Origin of the sequence: Pseudomonas rhizozeae (assembly GCF_031583775.1) — a bacterium.
Classification (GTDB): domain Bacteria; phylum Pseudomonadota; class Gammaproteobacteria; order Pseudomonadales; family Pseudomonadaceae; genus Aquipseudomonas.
In genome coordinates, this window is record NZ_JAVLSB010000047.1 from 198,698 (window position 1) to 215,044 (window position 16,347).

Sequence of the window (16,347 nt, forward strand, 5' to 3'; positions counted from 1 at the left end):
CTCATGGGTATTGATCTTCCGCTGATCTGGGCCGTGATCATCATCTTCGGCATCATGATGTACGTGGTCATGGACGGCTTCGACCTCGGCATCGGGATTCTCTTTCCGTTCATCAAGGGCCACCGCGACCGTGACGTGATGATGAACACCGTGGCGCCGGTATGGGACGGTAACGAAACCTGGCTGGTGCTTGGCGGCGCGGCGTTGTTCGGCGCCTTTCCGCTGGCCTACTCGGTGGTGCTCTCGGCGCTGTACCTGCCGCTGATTTTCATGCTGATCGGGCTGATATTTCGGGGCGTCGCGTTTGAGTTCCGCTTCAAGGCCAAGGACCACAAGCGCCACATCTGGGACAAATGCTTCATCGGTGGCTCGGTTGCCGCTACGTTCTTCCAGGGCGTGGCGCTGGGGGCTTTCATTGATGGGTTTCCGGTGGTCAATCGGCAGTTTGCCGGCGGCTCGCTGGATTGGGCCACCCCGTTCACCATGTTTTGCGGCGTGGCGCTGATCGTCGCCTATGCCTTGCTCGGCTGCACCTGGCTGATCATGAAGACCGAAGGCAAGCTGCAGGAGCAGATGCACGACCTGGCGCGGCCGTTGGCGATGGTCGTACTGGCGGTGATTGGCATCGTCAGTATCTGGACCCCACTGGCCCACGCTGACATTGCCGAACGCTGGTTCACCTTGCCGAATCTGTTCTGGTTCCTGCCGGTGCCGATCCTGGTGCTGGTGACCATGTACGGCTTGTTCCGCGCCGTCGCCCGCAACGCGAATTACACGCCGTTCCTGCTGACGCTGGTGCTGATATTCCTGGGTTATAGCGGTTTGGGCATCAGCCTGTGGCCGAACATCGTGCCGCCGTCGATTTCGATCTGGGACGCCGCAGCACCGCCGCAGAGCCAGGGCTTCATGCTGGTTGGCACGTTGTTCATCATTCCGTTCATCCTGGGTTACACCTTCTGGAGCTACTACGTGTTCCGCGGCAAGGTGACCCACGACGACGGTTATCACTAGTGGCTGAAGGAGTGCTCCGCGATGGCTGGCAAAGATTCGATGCGCGACCTTGAAGAGGCCGAAAAAAAGCCGCTGTGGCAGCGGCTCGGCTGGCTGGCGATGATCTGGGTGGGCAGTGTGCTGGCACTATTCGTAGTGGCCAGCCTGATGCGGATGTTCATGAACGCCGCAGGCCTGACCACTCACTGAGCGCCACCCGTCAATCAAGCCCTCCTGGTGGGGGCTTTTTTGTGCCTGCTATTTACGTGCCTTCAGGATCACGAATTTCGGCGTGGCTGCCACTTGCTCGACGCCACGGAACAACCGCGCCAGTTTGCTGTGATAGCCCAAATGGCGATTGCCGACAATGTACAACGCGCCGCCCACCACGAGCGCTTCGCGGGCCTGCTGGAACATGCGCCAGGCGAGGAAGTCGCCGACCACTTGTTGCTGATGAAACGGTGGGTTGCACAGCACTACGTCCAGCGACTGTGCTTCCTGGCCGGCCAGGCCATCGTCGGCGCGGATCAGCACCTCCCGCTCACCCAGCGCCGCACGCCAGTTTTCTGCGGCCGACTGCACGGCCATGTACGACTCGTCGACCAGGGTGTAACGGGCTTGCGGGTTCTGCAATGCACTGGCGATCGCCAACACGCCGTTGCCGCAACCGAGATCGGCGACCCGCGCTGTGCCGAGGTTGCCCGGCAAGTGTGGGAGGAACGCGCGGGTGCCGATGTCCAGGCCTTCGCGGCAAAACACGTTGGCGTGGTTAAGCAGTTCGATGGCCGGGGCATCGAGGCGATAACGGGTAGGGTAGGGCGATACCACCGGGGCTCTGGTTTCAGCGGTGGCGATCAGCAAGCGGGCCTTTTTCACCGCCAGCGAGGCCTGCACCGGGCCGATGTAGCGTTCGAGCAAATCACCGGCGGCTCGCGGCAGGTGCTTGATCATGGCACCTGCGATCACCTGCGCGCCCGGCGCCAGTTGACCATGCAGCCGAATCAACTGCTCTTCGAGCAGCGCGAGGGTCTTCGGCACGCGGATCAGCACTCGGTCGAACGGGCCTTGTGGCTCGGCACTGGCCGGGATAAACGGCACGGCGTCGAACGGCAGGCCATTGCGCGTGAGGTTTTTTTCCAGCCCCAGGCTGGCCAGAAAGGAATCGCCGCTGCTGCGTACCTTAACCTTGCCCGTCAGACTGGCCGCCAACGCGCCGAAGCTGTCATTGAGCACCAGCACGCGGCAATCCGTCGCCAGTTGCTGCTCGGCCAGATGATTGAGCAAGTACTCGTCGGCCGCATCGAACGCCTGCAGCGGTTCGTTCTGCTGTTCGGGCTGGCGAATCAGGTCGAGTTGGGCGAAGGGGCTTTCAAGCAGGGGCATCGGGCGAGACTCTGGGTAATCGACAGGTTTCGCGCAGCCGGACCTTCGGGTGGATACGCGGGACTCACTGAATGGACTGCGCTGCGTGGCTACGCAACATCACTCAGGAAGGACCGCAAAGGTTACGTTTTTTTGCCTCGTTCAGATAGCGCCAACCTTGGAGGCGGCGATCACTGCGGAAATCTTGTTGTTCACCTTCAGTTTCTTGATCGCACTGCTGATGTGGAAATTCACCGTGCGTTCCGACAGGTTGAGGATTCGCGCGGCTTCGGCGGCGGTCTTGCCCCGGGCCGACCAGCGCAAGACTTCGATCTCGCGGGGGGACAGGTGCACGGTGGGTTCTTGCAGGCGTTGCGGGTCAACGCCTTTCTGCACCACCAGATTGTGCAAGGTCTGGCTGGCGAAAATGGCGTAACCGAGGTGTTCGTACAGCTCGTAGGGGGTAATCGCACAGTGACTGCGTGCCAGGCTGAACATGCTGTAGGCGTTGGTGGATGGATCGTGGGTCGCTTGCGTCCAGCCATGCTGTAAACCTTGTCCCAGTAGCGCTTCCCACAAATCCGGGGTTTTGGCGTAAGTCTGTTCATTCCAGAGAATGGGCAGAGACGATTGATTGCAATGAGCTACTACTGGATCAATTTCGACAAAATGTTTCTCTGCATATTGATGGTTCCATTCGTGGGGGTAGTTATTGAAATCCAGAAATTGCGTGTCATGGCTTGCGATCCCCAGGTTGGTTCTGAAAGCGCAATATTCAAATCCTAAGTTATTGAATAGATTAAGTGATAGCGCATAGGCATCATTGATGTCTTGTGCCGTTGATAATTTTTTGAATTGCGATTCCTTCCAGATTTCCATGTCCTGTCTCCAGGTAAAGCGCTGGGTTAACGATTGGATCCAAAGTGATGAATTTGCAGTGTAGGACAGGTCCTACAGATGTGAAAAATTTTTTTAATCTTGATTGGGTGGTGGTAAGTATTAGAAGTTCTGATCGGTGTCACGCCAGTGCAACACTCGCTTAGATAGCGGATATGTCATTCAAATGTTTTGTCCCGGAAGGTTAGTTGCACGCGACTACCGCTGCGTCGAATGTCATTACAAACCGCCGGTGTTCTCGCGGCGCGCATTGCGGGACACTGGGCCACCTGTTCAGTGGAGCCGCCCATGACTGCCAGCGCAGAAAAATTCACCCGCCAGACCTTGACCGACGTCCAACCGTTAACCCCCAGCCTGTTCACCTTGCGAACCACACGTGACCCTGGATTTCGGTTTGTGGCCGGGCAGTTTGCTCGTCTCGGCGTAACCAAGGCCGATGGCAGCGTCGTTTGGCGGGCGTACTCGATGGTGTCGTCGCCTCACGACGAGTTCCTGGAATTCTTTTCGATCGTGGTGCCGGGTGGCGAATTCACCAGTGAACTGAGTAGGTTGCAGATTGGCGACAGCTTGCTAATTGAGCGTCAGGCGGTGGGTTATCTGACCCTGGACCGTTTTATCGACGGTCGTGACTTGTGGATGCTGTCGACTGGGACTGGCGTGGCGCCATTTCTATCGATCCTGCAGGATTTCGAAGTCTGGGAAAAATTCGAGCGGATCATCCTGGTTTACAGCGTCCGCGAAGGCCGCGAGTTGGCGTATCAGGCGCTGATTGAGGGGCTGGCGCAGCGCGATTACCTGGCCGAGCACGCGCACAAGTTGCAACTGATCAACACTGTGACCCGCGAGGCATACCCAGGCGCGCTGAACGGGCGGATCACCCAACTGATCGAGAACGGCGAGCTGGAGCACGCTGCCGGCCTGGCGCTGAGCCCGGAGCATTCTCGAGTGATGATCTGCGGCAACCCGCAAATGATCGACGACACTCGCGCCCTGCTGAAGACCCGCGACTTGCGCTTGAGTCTGGCACGCCGGCCGGGCCAGGTGGCGGTGGAAAATTATTGGTAACCAAACGGCGCCCGCGGGCGCCATTGTTGGTTGCGATCAAACATCAGGCCGGCTGTTCTGGGCCTTGAGTAAGTCGCGGATTTCGCCCAGCAACTCTTCTTCTTTAGTCGGCACCGGTGGCAGCTTGGGGGCCACGGCTTCTTCGCGCTTGAGGCGGTTGATGGCCTTCACGCCCATGAAGATCGCGAAGGCGACGATGATGAAGTCAATTACGGTCTGGATGAATTTGCCGTAAGCCAGTACCACCGCCGGCACGTTGCCCTCGGCAGCCTTGAGTGTCACCGCCAAGTCACTGAAGTCGACCCCGCCGATCAGCAGACCCAGCGGCGGCATGATGACGTCGCCGACGAAAGACGACACGATTTTGCCGAACGCCGCGCCGATGATGATACCGACGGCCATGTCGACCACATTGCCTTTGACCGCGAAGGCCTTGAATTCACTTATCACGCCCATTGGTTATTCCTTGTACAGATGAGGTTGGTGATCGCAGTGTAAATCAGCATCGCGCATTGTGCCTGACACGCCTGTTTACAACTCCACGGAAGGTATCGACCGAGGTAGGCGCGAAAAGTTTACGAAAAAAGACGTCGCGGGGCAGTGCAAGACGTCAGCGGTCAACCGGCGTCAAAGACGAAATTCCAGCACTATCAGTTGATAACTACACCATGTTGAAGAGAAGTATGCGTGGCATGCAATTCAGGGTTCCATATGATCGAAACAATCTTCTAAGTTTATTACTTTTTGTAACTCGATGAATTGTTGAACAACTCAGGCGTGTTCTTCATGGAATATGTATACGACCTTCGGTTGCTGCAGTGCACTGCGTACAGTTGTTTCAGTCATTACACTTCATTCAATGATGTAGGGACGACGCTTGCTAAAGCTCAACCGTCTTTAGTTGGTTTAATAGTCAGCTATTTGATGAACTGAAGCCGTGGAGCGAGCCTCGAGCATGACCGCGCGAATGTTTTCCGCCGGCTGCGTTATCATCGCGCTTTTGCCGGGAGTTCCGATGGCCAAGGCCAAGCGCATGTATGGCTGCACCGAGTGCGGCTCCACCTTTCCCAAATGGGCTGGCCAGTGCGGTGAATGCGGGGCCTGGAATACCCTGACCGAAACCATGGTCGAGAGCGGCGGCGCCGCACCGCCCAGCGGCCGTACCGGTTGGACCGGGCAGCAGGCGCAGATCAAGACCCTGGCCGAAGTCAGTGTCGAAGAGATCCCGCGTTTCTCCACGGCCTCCAGCGAACTCGATCGGGTGCTCGGCGGCGGTCTGGTGGACGGTTCGGTGGTGCTGATTGGCGGCGATCCGGGCATCGGCAAATCGACCATTCTCTTGCAAACCTTGTGCAACCTGGCGACGCGCATGCCAGCGCTGTACGTCACCGGCGAAGAATCGCAGCAGCAAGTCGCCATGCGAGCTCGGCGCCTGGGCTTGCCGCAGGACAAATTGCGGGTGATGACCGAAACCTGCATCGAAACCATCATCGCCACGGCCCGGGTGGAGAAACCCAAGGTCATGGTGATCGACTCGATTCAGACGATTTTTACCGAACAACTGCAATCGGCGCCGGGGGGCGTGTCTCAGGTGCGCGAGAGTGCGGCATTGCTGGTGCGCTACGCGAAACAGAGCGGCACGGCGATTTTCCTGGTCGGCCACGTCACCAAGGAAGGCGCGCTGGCGGGGCCGCGGGTGCTCGAGCACATGGTCGACACCGTGCTGTATTTCGAAGGTGAATCCGATGGCCGCTTGCGGCTGTTGCGAGCGGTGAAGAATCGTTTTGGCGCGGTCAACGAGTTGGGCGTGTTCGGCATGACCGACAAGGGGCTGAAGGAAGTCTCCAACCCATCGGCGATTTTTCTCACACGGGCTCAGGAAGAAGTCCCGGGCAGCGTGGTGATGGCGACGTGGGAGGGTACCCGGCCGATGCTGGTGGAAGTCCAGGCGCTGGTGGATGACAGTCACCTGGCCAACCCGCGCCGGGTCACCCTGGGCCTGGACCAGAATCGCCTGGCCATGTTGCTGGCGGTGTTGCACCGGCATGGCGGTATTCCGACCCACGACCAGGACGTGTTCCTTAACGTGGTGGGTGGGGTCAAGGTGCTGGAAACCGCGTCCGACCTGGCACTGATGGCCGCGGTGATGTCCAGCCTGCGCAATCGGCCGCTGCCCCATGACTTGCTGGTATTTGGCGAAGTGGGGTTGTCCGGCGAAGTGCGCCCGGTGCCAAGTGGCCAGGAGCGCTTGAAAGAAGCGGCCAAGCACGGCTTCAAACGGGCGATCGTGCCCAAGGGCAATGCCCCGAAAGAGGCGCCAGCGGGGTTGCAGATCATTGCGGTGACCCGTCTGGAACAGGCGCTCGACGCCCTCTTCGAATAAACATCCATCCCGGTGGGGGCGAGCCTGCTCGCGAAAGCGGCAGACCGGCGAACATCAGTGCTGGATGTGCTGACGCGTTCGCGAGCAGGCTCGCTCCTGCTTCTAAAACTCGATCAGCTAAAGCTCGATCAACGCCCCCAACTCCCGCTCCAGCTCAGCCTCATCCCCGAGGTTGAGCTCGATCAGCCGTCGCAGGCGCTGGATCGATTCGAGGCTGATGTGCCGGCAGACGAAACCCAGTTGACCGTGATCTTCGTGAGTCAGGTGGACGTCCATGGTGATGTCGATGTCGTCACTCAGGTGAATGTCGACGAAAAAATCCTCGGCCGGATCGCCCAGCCACGGCTCCGGCCGCTCGATCAACAAGCCCTTGAGTGACAGATCGATCAGTTTGACCGGCCAGATGTACTCGCCCTGGCTCAACTCGGTGCGGGCGTCGAAGGCGATACGTTTGAAACGACGGCGTTCGGCCGGGTGCTCGCTCATGGCGCAATCCTCTTGATGTCCGCTGACTATAGACCGCCCTTTACAACGGCCGCCACCCGGTCCGGGCGCAGCTATACCAATGTCGGGTATGGCCTTTATCGCTAACAGCGCTAAACTCGGGGTGGCTGTCTTTCTTGTCCACTCTGGCTGGAATAATAAAAAATGAAAAATAATAATAGCCTGCTACGCCACTTACCCTGGCTGGTGCTGGCAATCGTAGGAGCGTGCGCCCTGGGCGTAGTGGCCTTGCGCCGCGGCGAGGCGATCAACGCCTTGTGGATCGTAGTTGCCGCAGTGGCCATTTATTTGGTCGCTTACCGTTACTACAGTCTGTTCATTGCTACTCATGTGATGCAGCTCGACCCGCGACGGGCCACCCCCGCCGTGCTCAACAATGACGGTCTGGATTACGTTCCGACCAACAAACACATCCTCTTCGGTCACCACTTCGCGGCCATCGCTGGCGCGGGGCCTCTGGTCGGTCCGGTTTTGGCCGCGCAGATGGGCTACTTGCCCGGCACGCTCTGGCTGATCGCCGGTGTCGTCCTGGCGGGTGCGGTTCAAGACTTTATGGTCCTGTTCCTCTCCACACGCCGTAACGGCCGCTCGCTGGGCGACATGGTCCGTGAAGAAATGGGCCGCATCCCCGGGACCATCGCGCTGTTCGGCTGCTTCCTGATCATGATCATCATCCTCGCGGTGCTGGCGCTGATCGTGGTGAAAGCCCTGGCCGAAAGCCCTTGGGGTATTTTCACGGTGATGGCGACCATCCCGATCGCGATGTTCATGGGCATCTACATGCGCTACATCCGCCCGGGCCGCATCGGTGAGATCTCGGTGATTGGCGTGTTGCTGCTGCTGGGTTCGATCTGGCTGGGCGGGCAGATTGCCGCTGATCCGGTCTGGGCCAAGGCCTTCACCTTCACCGGGATCCAGATCACCTGGATGCTGGTCGGCTACGGCTTCGTCGCTGCGGTGTTGCCGGTGTGGCTGATCCTTGCCCCTCGCGACTACCTGTCCACCTTTCTCAAAATCGGCACCATCATCGCCTTGGCGATCGGCATCCTGGTGACCATGCCCGAGCTGAAAATGCCGGCGCTGACCCAGTTCGTCGACGGTACCGGGCCGGTGTGGAAGGGCGGTCTGTTCCCATTCCTGTTCATCACCATTGCCTGTGGCGCGGTGTCGGGTTTCCACGCACTGATCTCCTCTGGCACTACGCCGAAGCTGTTGGATAACGAAGTCAACGCCCGTTACATCGGTTACGGCGCAATGCTGATGGAGTCCTTCGTGGCGATCATGGCCATGGTTGCCGCTTCGGTGATCGAGCCAGGCGTGTACTTCGCTATGAACAGCCCGGCTGCCGTGGTGGGCAGTGACGTGGTTTCTGTGGCCCAGGTCGTCAGCAGCTGGGGTTTTGCAATCACCCCGGAAGCCCTGCAAGCGGTGGCTCACGACATTGGTGAAACCACCATCCTGGCCCGTGCCGGCGGTGCGCCGACCCTCGCGGTGGGTATCGCGCAGATTCTGCACAGCGTGTTGCCAGGTGAAAACACCATGGCGTTCTGGTACCACTTCGCGATTCTGTTTGAGGCGCTGTTCATCCTTACCGCAGTCGATGCCGGTACCCGTGCCGGTCGCTTCATGCTCCAGGATTTGCTCGGTACTTTCGTGCCTTCGCTCAAACGCACCGAGTCCTGGACCGCCAACCTGATCGCCACCGCCGGATGTGTGGCGATGTGGGGCTGGTTGTTGTATCAGGGCGTGGTCGATCCGTTGGGCGGTATCAACACCTTGTGGCCGCTGTTCGGCATCTCCAACCAAATGCTGGCCGGTATCGCGCTGATGCTCGCCACCGTCGTGTTGATCAAAATGAAGCGCCAGCGCTACATCTGGGTCACCATGCTGCCAGCCGTTTGGCTGCTGATTTGCACCACGACTGCAGGCTTCATCAAGCTGTTCGACGCCAACCCGGCGATCGGCTTCCTGTCCCTGGCGAAGAAGTACAGCGATGCCCTGGCCAACAACCAGATCCTCGCGCCAGCCAAGAGTGTCGAGCAAATGAACCACGTGATCTTCAACGCCTACACCAACGCAACGCTGACCACGCTGTTCCTGTTCGTGGTGTTCAGCATCCTGTTCTACGCGCTCAAAGTCGGTATCGCCGCCTGGGGCAGCAAGGAACGCACGGATAAAGAAGCACCGTTCCAGGCCCAGCCTGATGCGTAACCGAGGAATGCAGCATGTTCAATGACCTGAGTCGCCTCGGTAAATACCTCGGTCAGGCCGCGCGCCTGATGGTCGGCATGCCCGACTACGACACTTACGTCGAGCACATGCAAAACAAACACCCGGACAAACCGGTAATGAGCTACGAAATGTTCTTTCGGGAGCGTCAGGAAGCCCGTTACGGTGGCAAAGGTGGGCCGAAGTGCTGTTAGCCTGACTTCGGCTTGATGCAATCCCCCTGTGGGAGCGGGCTTGCTCGCGAAGGCAATGTGTCAGCCAGCAGTTGACTGGCACACCGCTTTCGCGAGCAGGCTCGCTCCCACATTTATTTTTGTGTTGCTCCTTTATTGTGTGAAACAGGAGGTTTGAGTTGTCCTCTCCCATTCCAGTAACCGTCCTCAGCGGCTTCCTCGGCGCTGGCAAGACCACTTTGCTGCGGCACATTCTCAAGGCCGAGCACGGCTTGAAGATCGCCGTGATCGAAAACGAATTCAGTGACGCCGGCATCGACACCCAACTCTTGGGCGCCGAGCCGGTGCAAGTGATGACGCTGTCCAACGGCTGCGTCTGCTGCACCATTCACACCGACCTGACCAAGGCCCTGTACCTGCTGCTGGAACGCCTCGACAGCGGCGAGATCGCCTTCGATCGTCTGGTGATTGAGTGCACCGGCCTGGCCGACCCGGCGCCGGTGGCGCAAACCTTCTTCATCGATGAAGAACTGCGCGAGCGTTATATCCTGGACGGCATCATCACCCTGGTGGACGCCGCCCATGCCGAGCAGCACCTGACCCAGACCATCGCCCAGGCGCAGATCGGTTTTGCCGACCGCTTGCTGGTGAGCAAGACCGATCTAGTGGACGCTGCGGCGTTCGAAGCCCTCAGCGAGCGTCTCACCCGAATCAACCGCCGCGCGCCGATCCGCGTGGTCGAACACGGCAAAATCGACCTCGCCGAATTGCTCGATGTGCGCGGCTTCAACCTGAACGCCGATCTGGGCGGTGGCGTCAGCCTGCGGCCGGTCAGCCAGGCGCCGTCCATCGACCGTATTTCCAGCCTGGTGCTGCGCACCGATAAACCGCTGGATATCGATAAGCTCAGCGAGTTCATGAACGAACTGCTGGAAGATCACGGCAAGCAATTGCTGCGCTACAAGGGCGTGCTGAATATTGTCGGCGAACCACGGCGCATGGTGTTTCAAGGTGTTCTGAAGCTGTATGGCTTCGACTGGGACACCGAGTGGGCCGAGGGCGAGGCGCGGGAGAGCGTGATCGTGTTCATTGCCGATGATTTGCCGGAAGAGAAGATTCGCGAAGGGTTCGCGCGGGTGGCGGCTGAATAGGCCCCGGATTCCGTCGCGTTGTTGCGCTCGCCGCCGCCAGCCAGCTCGCTTTTACAGGTGCTGGGGTTGTCTGGAGTGAGGCAGCGCGACGCGAGAAGGACAGGCAACAAAAAACCGGCCACTGTGGGCCGGTTTTTTGTTGCGGTTGAACGGGCTGATTAAGCGCCGTACACCGGCAGTTTCTTGCAGATGGCTTTGACTTTCTCACGAACGGCGTCGATCACCGCTTCATTGTTCAGGTCGGCCAGGATGTCGCAGATCCAGCCAGCCAGTTGCTTGCACTCGGCTTCCTTAAAGCCGCGAGTGGTCACGGCCGGGGTGCCGAAGCGCAGGCCGGAAGTGACGAACGGCGAGCGTGGATCGTTGGGTACGGAGTTCTTGTTCACGGTGATGAAGGCTTTGCCCAGTGCGGCATCGGCGTCTTTACCGGAGATTTCCTGCTTGATCAGCGACAGCAGGAACAGGTGGTTCTTGGTTCCGCCGGACACCACGTCGAAACCGCGCTCGATGAACACGCTGGCCATGGCCTGGGCGTTTTTCACCACTTGTTCCTGGTAAGTCTTGAACTCAGGTTGCAGTGCTTCTTTGAAGCAGATTGCCTTGGCCGCGATCACATGTTCCAGCGGGCCACCCTGGGCGCCCGGGAATACGGCGGAGTTGAGCTTCTTCTCGATGTCGGCGTTGGCGCGCGCCAGGATCAGGCCGCCCCGTGGGCCGCGGAGGGTTTTGTGCGTGGTGGTGGTGACCACGTCGGCGAACGGCACCGGGTTAGGGTAGATGCCAGCGGCGACCAGACCGGCCACGTGGGCCATGTCGACGAACAGGTAAGCGCCCACTTTGTCTGCGATTTCGCGGAAACGCGGGAAGTCGAGGATCTGCGAGTAGGCGGAGAAACCGGCCACGATCATTTTCGGCTTGTGCTCGACCGCCAGGCGCTCGACTTCTTCGTAGTCGATCAGGCCATTGGCGTCGATGCCGTACTGCACGGCGTTGTACAGTTTGCCGGAGGAGGAAACGCTGGCGCCGTGGGTCAGGTGACCGCCGTGGGCCAGGCTCATGCCGAGGATGGTATCGCCAGCGGACAGCAAGGCCAGGTAAACGGCGCTGTTGGCTTGCGAACCGGCGTGCGGCTGGACGTTGGCGTAATCCGCGCCGAACAGTTGCTTGGCGCGATCGATCGCCAGTTGTTCAACGATGTCGACGTACTCGCAACCGCCGTAGTAACGCTTGCCCGGATAACCTTCGGCGTACTTGTTAGTCAGTACCGAGCCTTGAGCTTCCATCACCGCGGGGCTGGTGTAGTTTTCCGAAGCGATCAGCTCAATGTGCTCTTCCTGGCGCTGAGCTTCTTGCTCCATGGCGGCAAAGAGATCGGCGTCGTACTTGGCAATAGTCAAATCACGGCTGAACATGGCGGTCCTCAAGGATCGGGGGCAGAAAAGGGGGGCATTCTAACCCAACGGGTTTTAGATGGCATATGAAAGGACGTCATGTCGCAGACAAGTGGGCTTCATGACGGGATCAGCGGAGTTCTTGCAGGCCCTATCGCTGGCAAGCCAGCTCCCACAGTGGACAAGGGTGTCTGCACGTATTGAGAACAACCAGAATCCCTGAGGGAGCTGGCTCGCCAGCGATGAGGCCAGTGGACCTCACGCAAGCTTCAGTCGAACACGAACAACGCATCATTGCTGAATTGCGCTTCGAACCGGCTGGCCGGCATCGGGCGGCCGAACAGGTAGCCTTGCACTTCATCGCAGCCGTGCTCGCGCAGGAAGTCGAGTTGCTCGTGGGTTTCCACGCCCTCGGCGATCACCGCGAGGTTGAGGCTGTGGGCCATGGCGATGATCGCCCGGGCGATCTGCGCGTCCTGTTCGCCGGACGGCAAGCCGTCAACGAAGGTACGGTCGATTTTCAACACGTCGATCGGGAACTGCTTGAGGTAGTTGAGTGACGAGTAACCGGTGCCAAAGTCGTCGACCGCGATGCTCAGGCCGAGATTTTTCAGGCTGGCAAGAATCTGCATCGCTTCGCTGACTTCGCGCATCAGGATACTTTCGGTCAGCTCCAGCTCCAGGCAGGCCGGCGGCAGGCCGGTGTCCTTGAGGATGGTGGCGATGCGCTCGCCGAGCTGGCCATCGGAGAACTGTCGGGCCGAGATGTTCACCGAGACCTTTGGCACGCGCACCTTGGCCTGGTGCCATGTCTTGAGTTGGCGACAGGCCTCGCTGATCACCCAGTCGCCGACGTCGACCACCAGGCCCAGTTCTTCCAGCACCGGAATGAAATCCCCCGGTGGCACCAGGCCGCGACGCGGGTGACGCCAGCGTAGTAGCGCCTCGGCACCGGTCAGGCGCTTGCCGTCACCGCTGAACTGCGGCTGGTAATACAACACGAATTCATCCTGCTCAAGCGCGTGGCGCAGGTCGCTTTCCAGCTCCAGGCGTTCCAGGGCGCTGGCGTTCATGTCCGCCTGGTAGAACTGGAAGTTGTTTTTGCCGCGTTCCTTGGCGTGGTACATCGCGGTATCGGCGTTTTTCATCAACTGGCTCAACTCGTTGCCGTCCTGCGGGCTGAGGGCGATGCCGATACTGGCGGTGACAAAAAACTCGCGTCCTTCGAGCACGAATGGCCGCACCAGGCTGGCGAGGATCTGTTCCGCGACATGGATCGCCCGGTTCAGCGCCATGTCGCGGCTGGATCGCGGTTGCAACAACAAGGTGAACTCATCGCCGCCCATCCGCGCCACGGTGTCGTCATCGTCGACACAACCGAGCAGGCGCGTGGCCATTTCCTTGAGCATGCGGTCGCCCGCGGCGTGGCCCAGAGAGTCGTTGATCGGTTTGAAGCGGTCGAGGTCGAGGAACATCAGCACCACCCACGACTTCTGCCGTTCTGCCGATTGCAGCGCAGTGTGCAGGCGGTCCTGGAACAGCGTGCGGTTGGGCAGGTGGGTCAGGGCGTCGTAGTAAGCCAGGCGATGAATGCGCTGCTCGCTGGCCTTGCGTTCGCTGATATCGCTGAAGAAACACACGTAACTGGCCAGGTCGCCTTCGTCATCGAACACGGCGGTGATGCCGACCCACGCCGGATAGTGTTCGCCGTTGCGGCGCTTGAGCCAGACTTCGCCTTCCCAGGTGCTGTGCTGGTGCAACTGCTTGAGCACGTAGCGCAGATGCGCTTCCTGCTGGTCATCGACGGTCAGCAGATTGGGCAACTGGTCAAGCACTTGCGACACTGCGTAGCCGCTGACCCGACTGAAGGCCTCGTTGGCCTGCACGATGTAGCCGGCGGGGTCGGTGATCAGGATCGCCGAGGTCGAGTGCTCGAACACCGTGGCGGCCATGCGCAGGTCTTTCTCGGCGCGCCGTTGCTGGCTGATGTCGCGGCCCACGCCGAGTACGCCTTCGAAGGCGCCGTGCGCGTCCCACACCAGCACCAGGCGCAATTCGATGGGAATCTTGCGCCCGTCGGCGCGCAGGCAGTCGAACAGGAACAACTGCGTCTGCACCTGGCTGCGCAGCTCGGCCAGTTGTTCGGGTTTATTCAAGGCTCGGCTGACGCGCTCCATCAGGCTATAGATGCCGGTCAATTGCTGCGGGTTGGCGATGGTTGACTGCCAGCCGTTCTGGAAGATCCAGTCGGCGTTGTAGCCCAGCACCGCTTGCACCGAGGGGCTGACGTAGTTCAGCGACAAAGCGCTGTCGGTGGAAAAAATCACGTCGCTGATGCTTTCCGCCAGCATGCGGTAGCGTTGTTCGCTGTCACGCAACGATTCGCTGGCTTCGATCTGGTCGGTGATGTCTTTGGCCACGCCGATAATCCGCGTGACGTGATCGTTGCGGTCGCGGGCCAGGGCTTGTTCGCGCACTTCAAAACGGCGCCACAGGCCATCCCGATGGCGGAAGCGCAACTGGCATTGCAATAACTGGCTATAACCGGCCTGGCGCTGGGCATGACGCAGGCCGTGGTACTGCTCGGCGTCGTCAGGGTGCAGCAGCAGCTCCCAGAAGTATTCGCCCATTTGATGCAACTCGGTACGGTTGTAGCCCAGGGTCTGGCCGAGGTGATGGTTGCTGAAGATCATCCGCTGGCTGATCACGTCCTGCACATACAGATGGTCCGGCACGGTGCGTACTACGTCCGACCAGAAGCCTTCGCGCTCGAGCAACGACAGTTCCACCAGTTTGCGGCTGGTGATGTCGCTGATGCTGAGGATTACCGCTTTGAAGTCGTGCTGTTCCTCCGGCAGGCGCAGCACCAGCCACAGGTGCTGGTCGCGGCCATTGCGGTCCGGCAGCTTGATTTCCAGCTCAAGTTGTTTTTGCTGATGGAACACCGCTTCCAGAATCTGCCCGCCTATGGCGATGCCATCTTGTGCCTGGCCTGCAATCAACAGCTTCCACGCCTGTTCGGTGGAGTCGACGTTGAGCAGGCGCAGGGCGACCTGGTTGACTTCGGTGACGCGTAGTTGCTCAAGCAATTCATGCCGCTGCGCCGGGTCCGCCAGCCAATGCTGCAGGGTTTCGCTGCTGAACACCTGGGCACGTTCGAAATGGCCGCGGAGCCCGGACAGGTCAAGCACACACAGGGCGACGCCGGTGCCTTCAAAGATATCTTGATAGCGCCGGCGGCCCTCAGTGAGTTGGCGCTGGCGGCGGCGGATGTTCAGCAGGGCAATAAACGGCAGCAGCGAAAACGCCAGGCCGAGCAGGCATTTGCCGATAAACGCCGGAAGCAACTCTTCGATGACGCGCTTGCGGTCGAACAGACCGCGCATCTGCCAGTCGCTGCTGCTCAAGGGTACGGTCAGCACGCTGTTGGCCAAGTCATCCTCGGTCAGCAGGCCAGGGCGGGCCGTGGGCATCGCCTCGTCACGGCTGATGATCTGTTTATTGACCCGATTCTCCACCAGCCACAGCGGGCGAATGCCCATGTCGCCCTGTTTGGTCAGCGAAGAGAAAAACGTCGGCGCCAGGCGTAGCGCCCAGTAGCCGCGACTGCCGCCGCTGGCCTGACGCAGCAGCAAATGCACCACCGAGCCGTCGGTGGCGTTGCTGAAGTAGTGGGCCTGGGCATGGCTGCGGCGCACCAAGTCACCTAGGAAATCAGCGTCGTTGCTGGCACTGGCGGTGTCACTGAGGACTTTGCCCGAAGGGCTGAGCAGCGCCAGGCTGCGCAACTCCGGTAGCGACTGTTGCAGTTTGCGCAGCAACGCCTGCTGTTCGTCAGCGCTTTGCGGATGTTCGACGATCGGCAGCAAGTTGAGGGCGATCTGCGCATTCAGCGCCATGTTCAGGCTGACTTGCGCGGCCAGGTCGGCGGTGTAGTCGATGGTGTATTGGCGCTGGGTTTTCTGGGTTTCGCGCAATTGGTCGAGCAACTGCCAGAACAATAGCGCGAGCAACAGCAGGACCAGAGTGGCCAGTGCACCTTTCAAAGTGCCGCGCAAGGGCGTGCCGGGCGCAACAGCCGAAGCACTGGCGGGAGGAGGCGGGGTCACATTGAGCAAACTGAAATCCTGCGGTTTGGCTGGACTGGCGCGACGTGCACTATAAGCCGGACGCCCGAAGGGCGGCTAGCATGCCTTGAGTTG

The 16,347-nt window shown here is 60.0% G+C and carries 13 protein-coding genes; 7 read left to right on the forward strand and 6 right to left on the reverse strand.

Annotated features, from left to right (window positions below; translation table 11 throughout):
* Positions 1-3: 3 nt before the first annotated feature.
* Together cydB and RG836_RS16490 are read left to right on the forward strand one after the other, a co-directional pair.
* Positions 4-1,011 carry a cytochrome d ubiquinol oxidase subunit II gene (gene cydB / locus RG836_RS16485; RefSeq protein ID WP_310847472.1) on the forward strand — a complete coding sequence of 336 codons (1,008 nt, stop codon included), beginning with the start codon at positions 4-6 and terminating at the stop codon, positions 1,009-1,011.
* A 21-nt stretch (positions 1,012-1,032) separates the two neighbouring features.
* Positions 1,033-1,200: a DUF2474 domain-containing protein gene (locus RG836_RS16490; protein WP_310847474.1), complete on the forward strand. Its 168-nt coding sequence runs from the start codon at positions 1,033-1,035 to the stop codon at positions 1,198-1,200.
* A 48-nt stretch (positions 1,201-1,248) separates the two neighbouring features.
* Here the strand turns inward: RG836_RS16490 and RG836_RS16495 are convergent, their stop codons facing one another.
* Positions 1,249-2,373 (reverse strand): methyltransferase, encoded by a 1,125-nt coding sequence (locus tag RG836_RS16495; protein WP_310847477.1) that lies wholly within the window; start codon positions 2,371-2,373, stop codon positions 1,249-1,251.
* A gap of 141 nt (positions 2,374-2,514) precedes the next feature.
* Positions 2,515-3,231, reverse strand: coding sequence for an autoinducer binding domain-containing protein (locus RG836_RS16500; RefSeq protein ID WP_310847479.1), 717 nt, complete (start codon positions 3,229-3,231; stop codon positions 2,515-2,517).
* Positions 3,232-3,537: 306 nt separating this feature from the next.
* On the opposite strand from RG836_RS16500, the gene RG836_RS16505 reads away from it, so the two are divergent.
* Positions 3,538-4,314, forward strand: a complete 777-nt coding sequence (locus tag RG836_RS16505; protein WP_310847481.1) for a ferredoxin--NADP reductase — start codon at positions 3,538-3,540, stop codon at positions 4,312-4,314.
* Between the two features lie 36 nt (positions 4,315-4,350).
* Here the strand turns inward: RG836_RS16505 and mscL are convergent, their stop codons facing one another.
* On the reverse strand, positions 4,351-4,770 hold the full coding sequence (mscL, locus tag RG836_RS16510; RefSeq protein WP_310847484.1) for a large-conductance mechanosensitive channel protein MscL: 420 nt from the start codon (positions 4,768-4,770) through the stop codon (positions 4,351-4,353).
* A 559-nt stretch (positions 4,771-5,329) separates the two neighbouring features.
* On the opposite strand from mscL, the gene radA reads away from it, so the two are divergent.
* Complete coding sequence (radA, locus tag RG836_RS16515) at positions 5,330-6,697, forward strand: DNA repair protein RadA (RefSeq protein ID WP_310847487.1); 1,368 nt, start codon at positions 5,330-5,332, stop codon at positions 6,695-6,697.
* Positions 6,698-6,814: 117 nt separating this feature from the next.
* On the opposite strand, the gene RG836_RS16520 is transcribed toward radA, so the two are convergent.
* Positions 6,815-7,183, reverse strand: a complete 369-nt coding sequence (locus RG836_RS16520) for a PilZ domain-containing protein (protein WP_310847489.1) — start codon at positions 7,181-7,183, stop codon at positions 6,815-6,817.
* Between the two features lie 162 nt (positions 7,184-7,345).
* On the opposite strand from RG836_RS16520, the gene RG836_RS16525 reads away from it, so the two are divergent.
* The 3 genes from RG836_RS16525 (at position 7,346) to yjiA (ending at position 10,754) form a co-directional block, all read left to right on the forward strand.
* Positions 7,346-9,412, forward strand: a complete 2,067-nt coding sequence (locus RG836_RS16525; protein ID WP_310847491.1) for a carbon starvation CstA family protein — start codon at positions 7,346-7,348, stop codon at positions 9,410-9,412.
* A 14-nt stretch (positions 9,413-9,426) separates the two neighbouring features.
* Entirely contained in the window at positions 9,427-9,624 is a 198-nt protein-coding gene (locus tag RG836_RS16530; protein ID WP_042561171.1) for a YbdD/YjiX family protein, read from the forward strand.
* Between the two features lie 158 nt (positions 9,625-9,782).
* Positions 9,783-10,754 carry a GTPase gene (gene yjiA, locus RG836_RS16535; RefSeq protein WP_310847497.1) on the forward strand — a complete coding sequence of 324 codons (972 nt, stop codon included), beginning with the start codon at positions 9,783-9,785 and terminating at the stop codon, positions 10,752-10,754.
* Between the two features lie 158 nt (positions 10,755-10,912).
* Here yjiA and glyA read toward each other — a convergent pair whose 3' ends face one another.
* Positions 10,913-12,166 carry a serine hydroxymethyltransferase gene (glyA, locus tag RG836_RS16540; protein ID WP_310847499.1) on the reverse strand — a complete coding sequence of 418 codons (1,254 nt, stop codon included), beginning with the start codon at positions 12,164-12,166 and terminating at the stop codon, positions 10,913-10,915.
* Between the two features lie 248 nt (positions 12,167-12,414).
* Positions 12,415-16,263, reverse strand: a complete 3,849-nt coding sequence (locus RG836_RS16545; protein WP_310847500.1) for a sensor domain-containing protein — start codon at positions 16,261-16,263, stop codon at positions 12,415-12,417.
* Between the last annotated feature and the right edge of the window lie 84 nt (positions 16,264-16,347).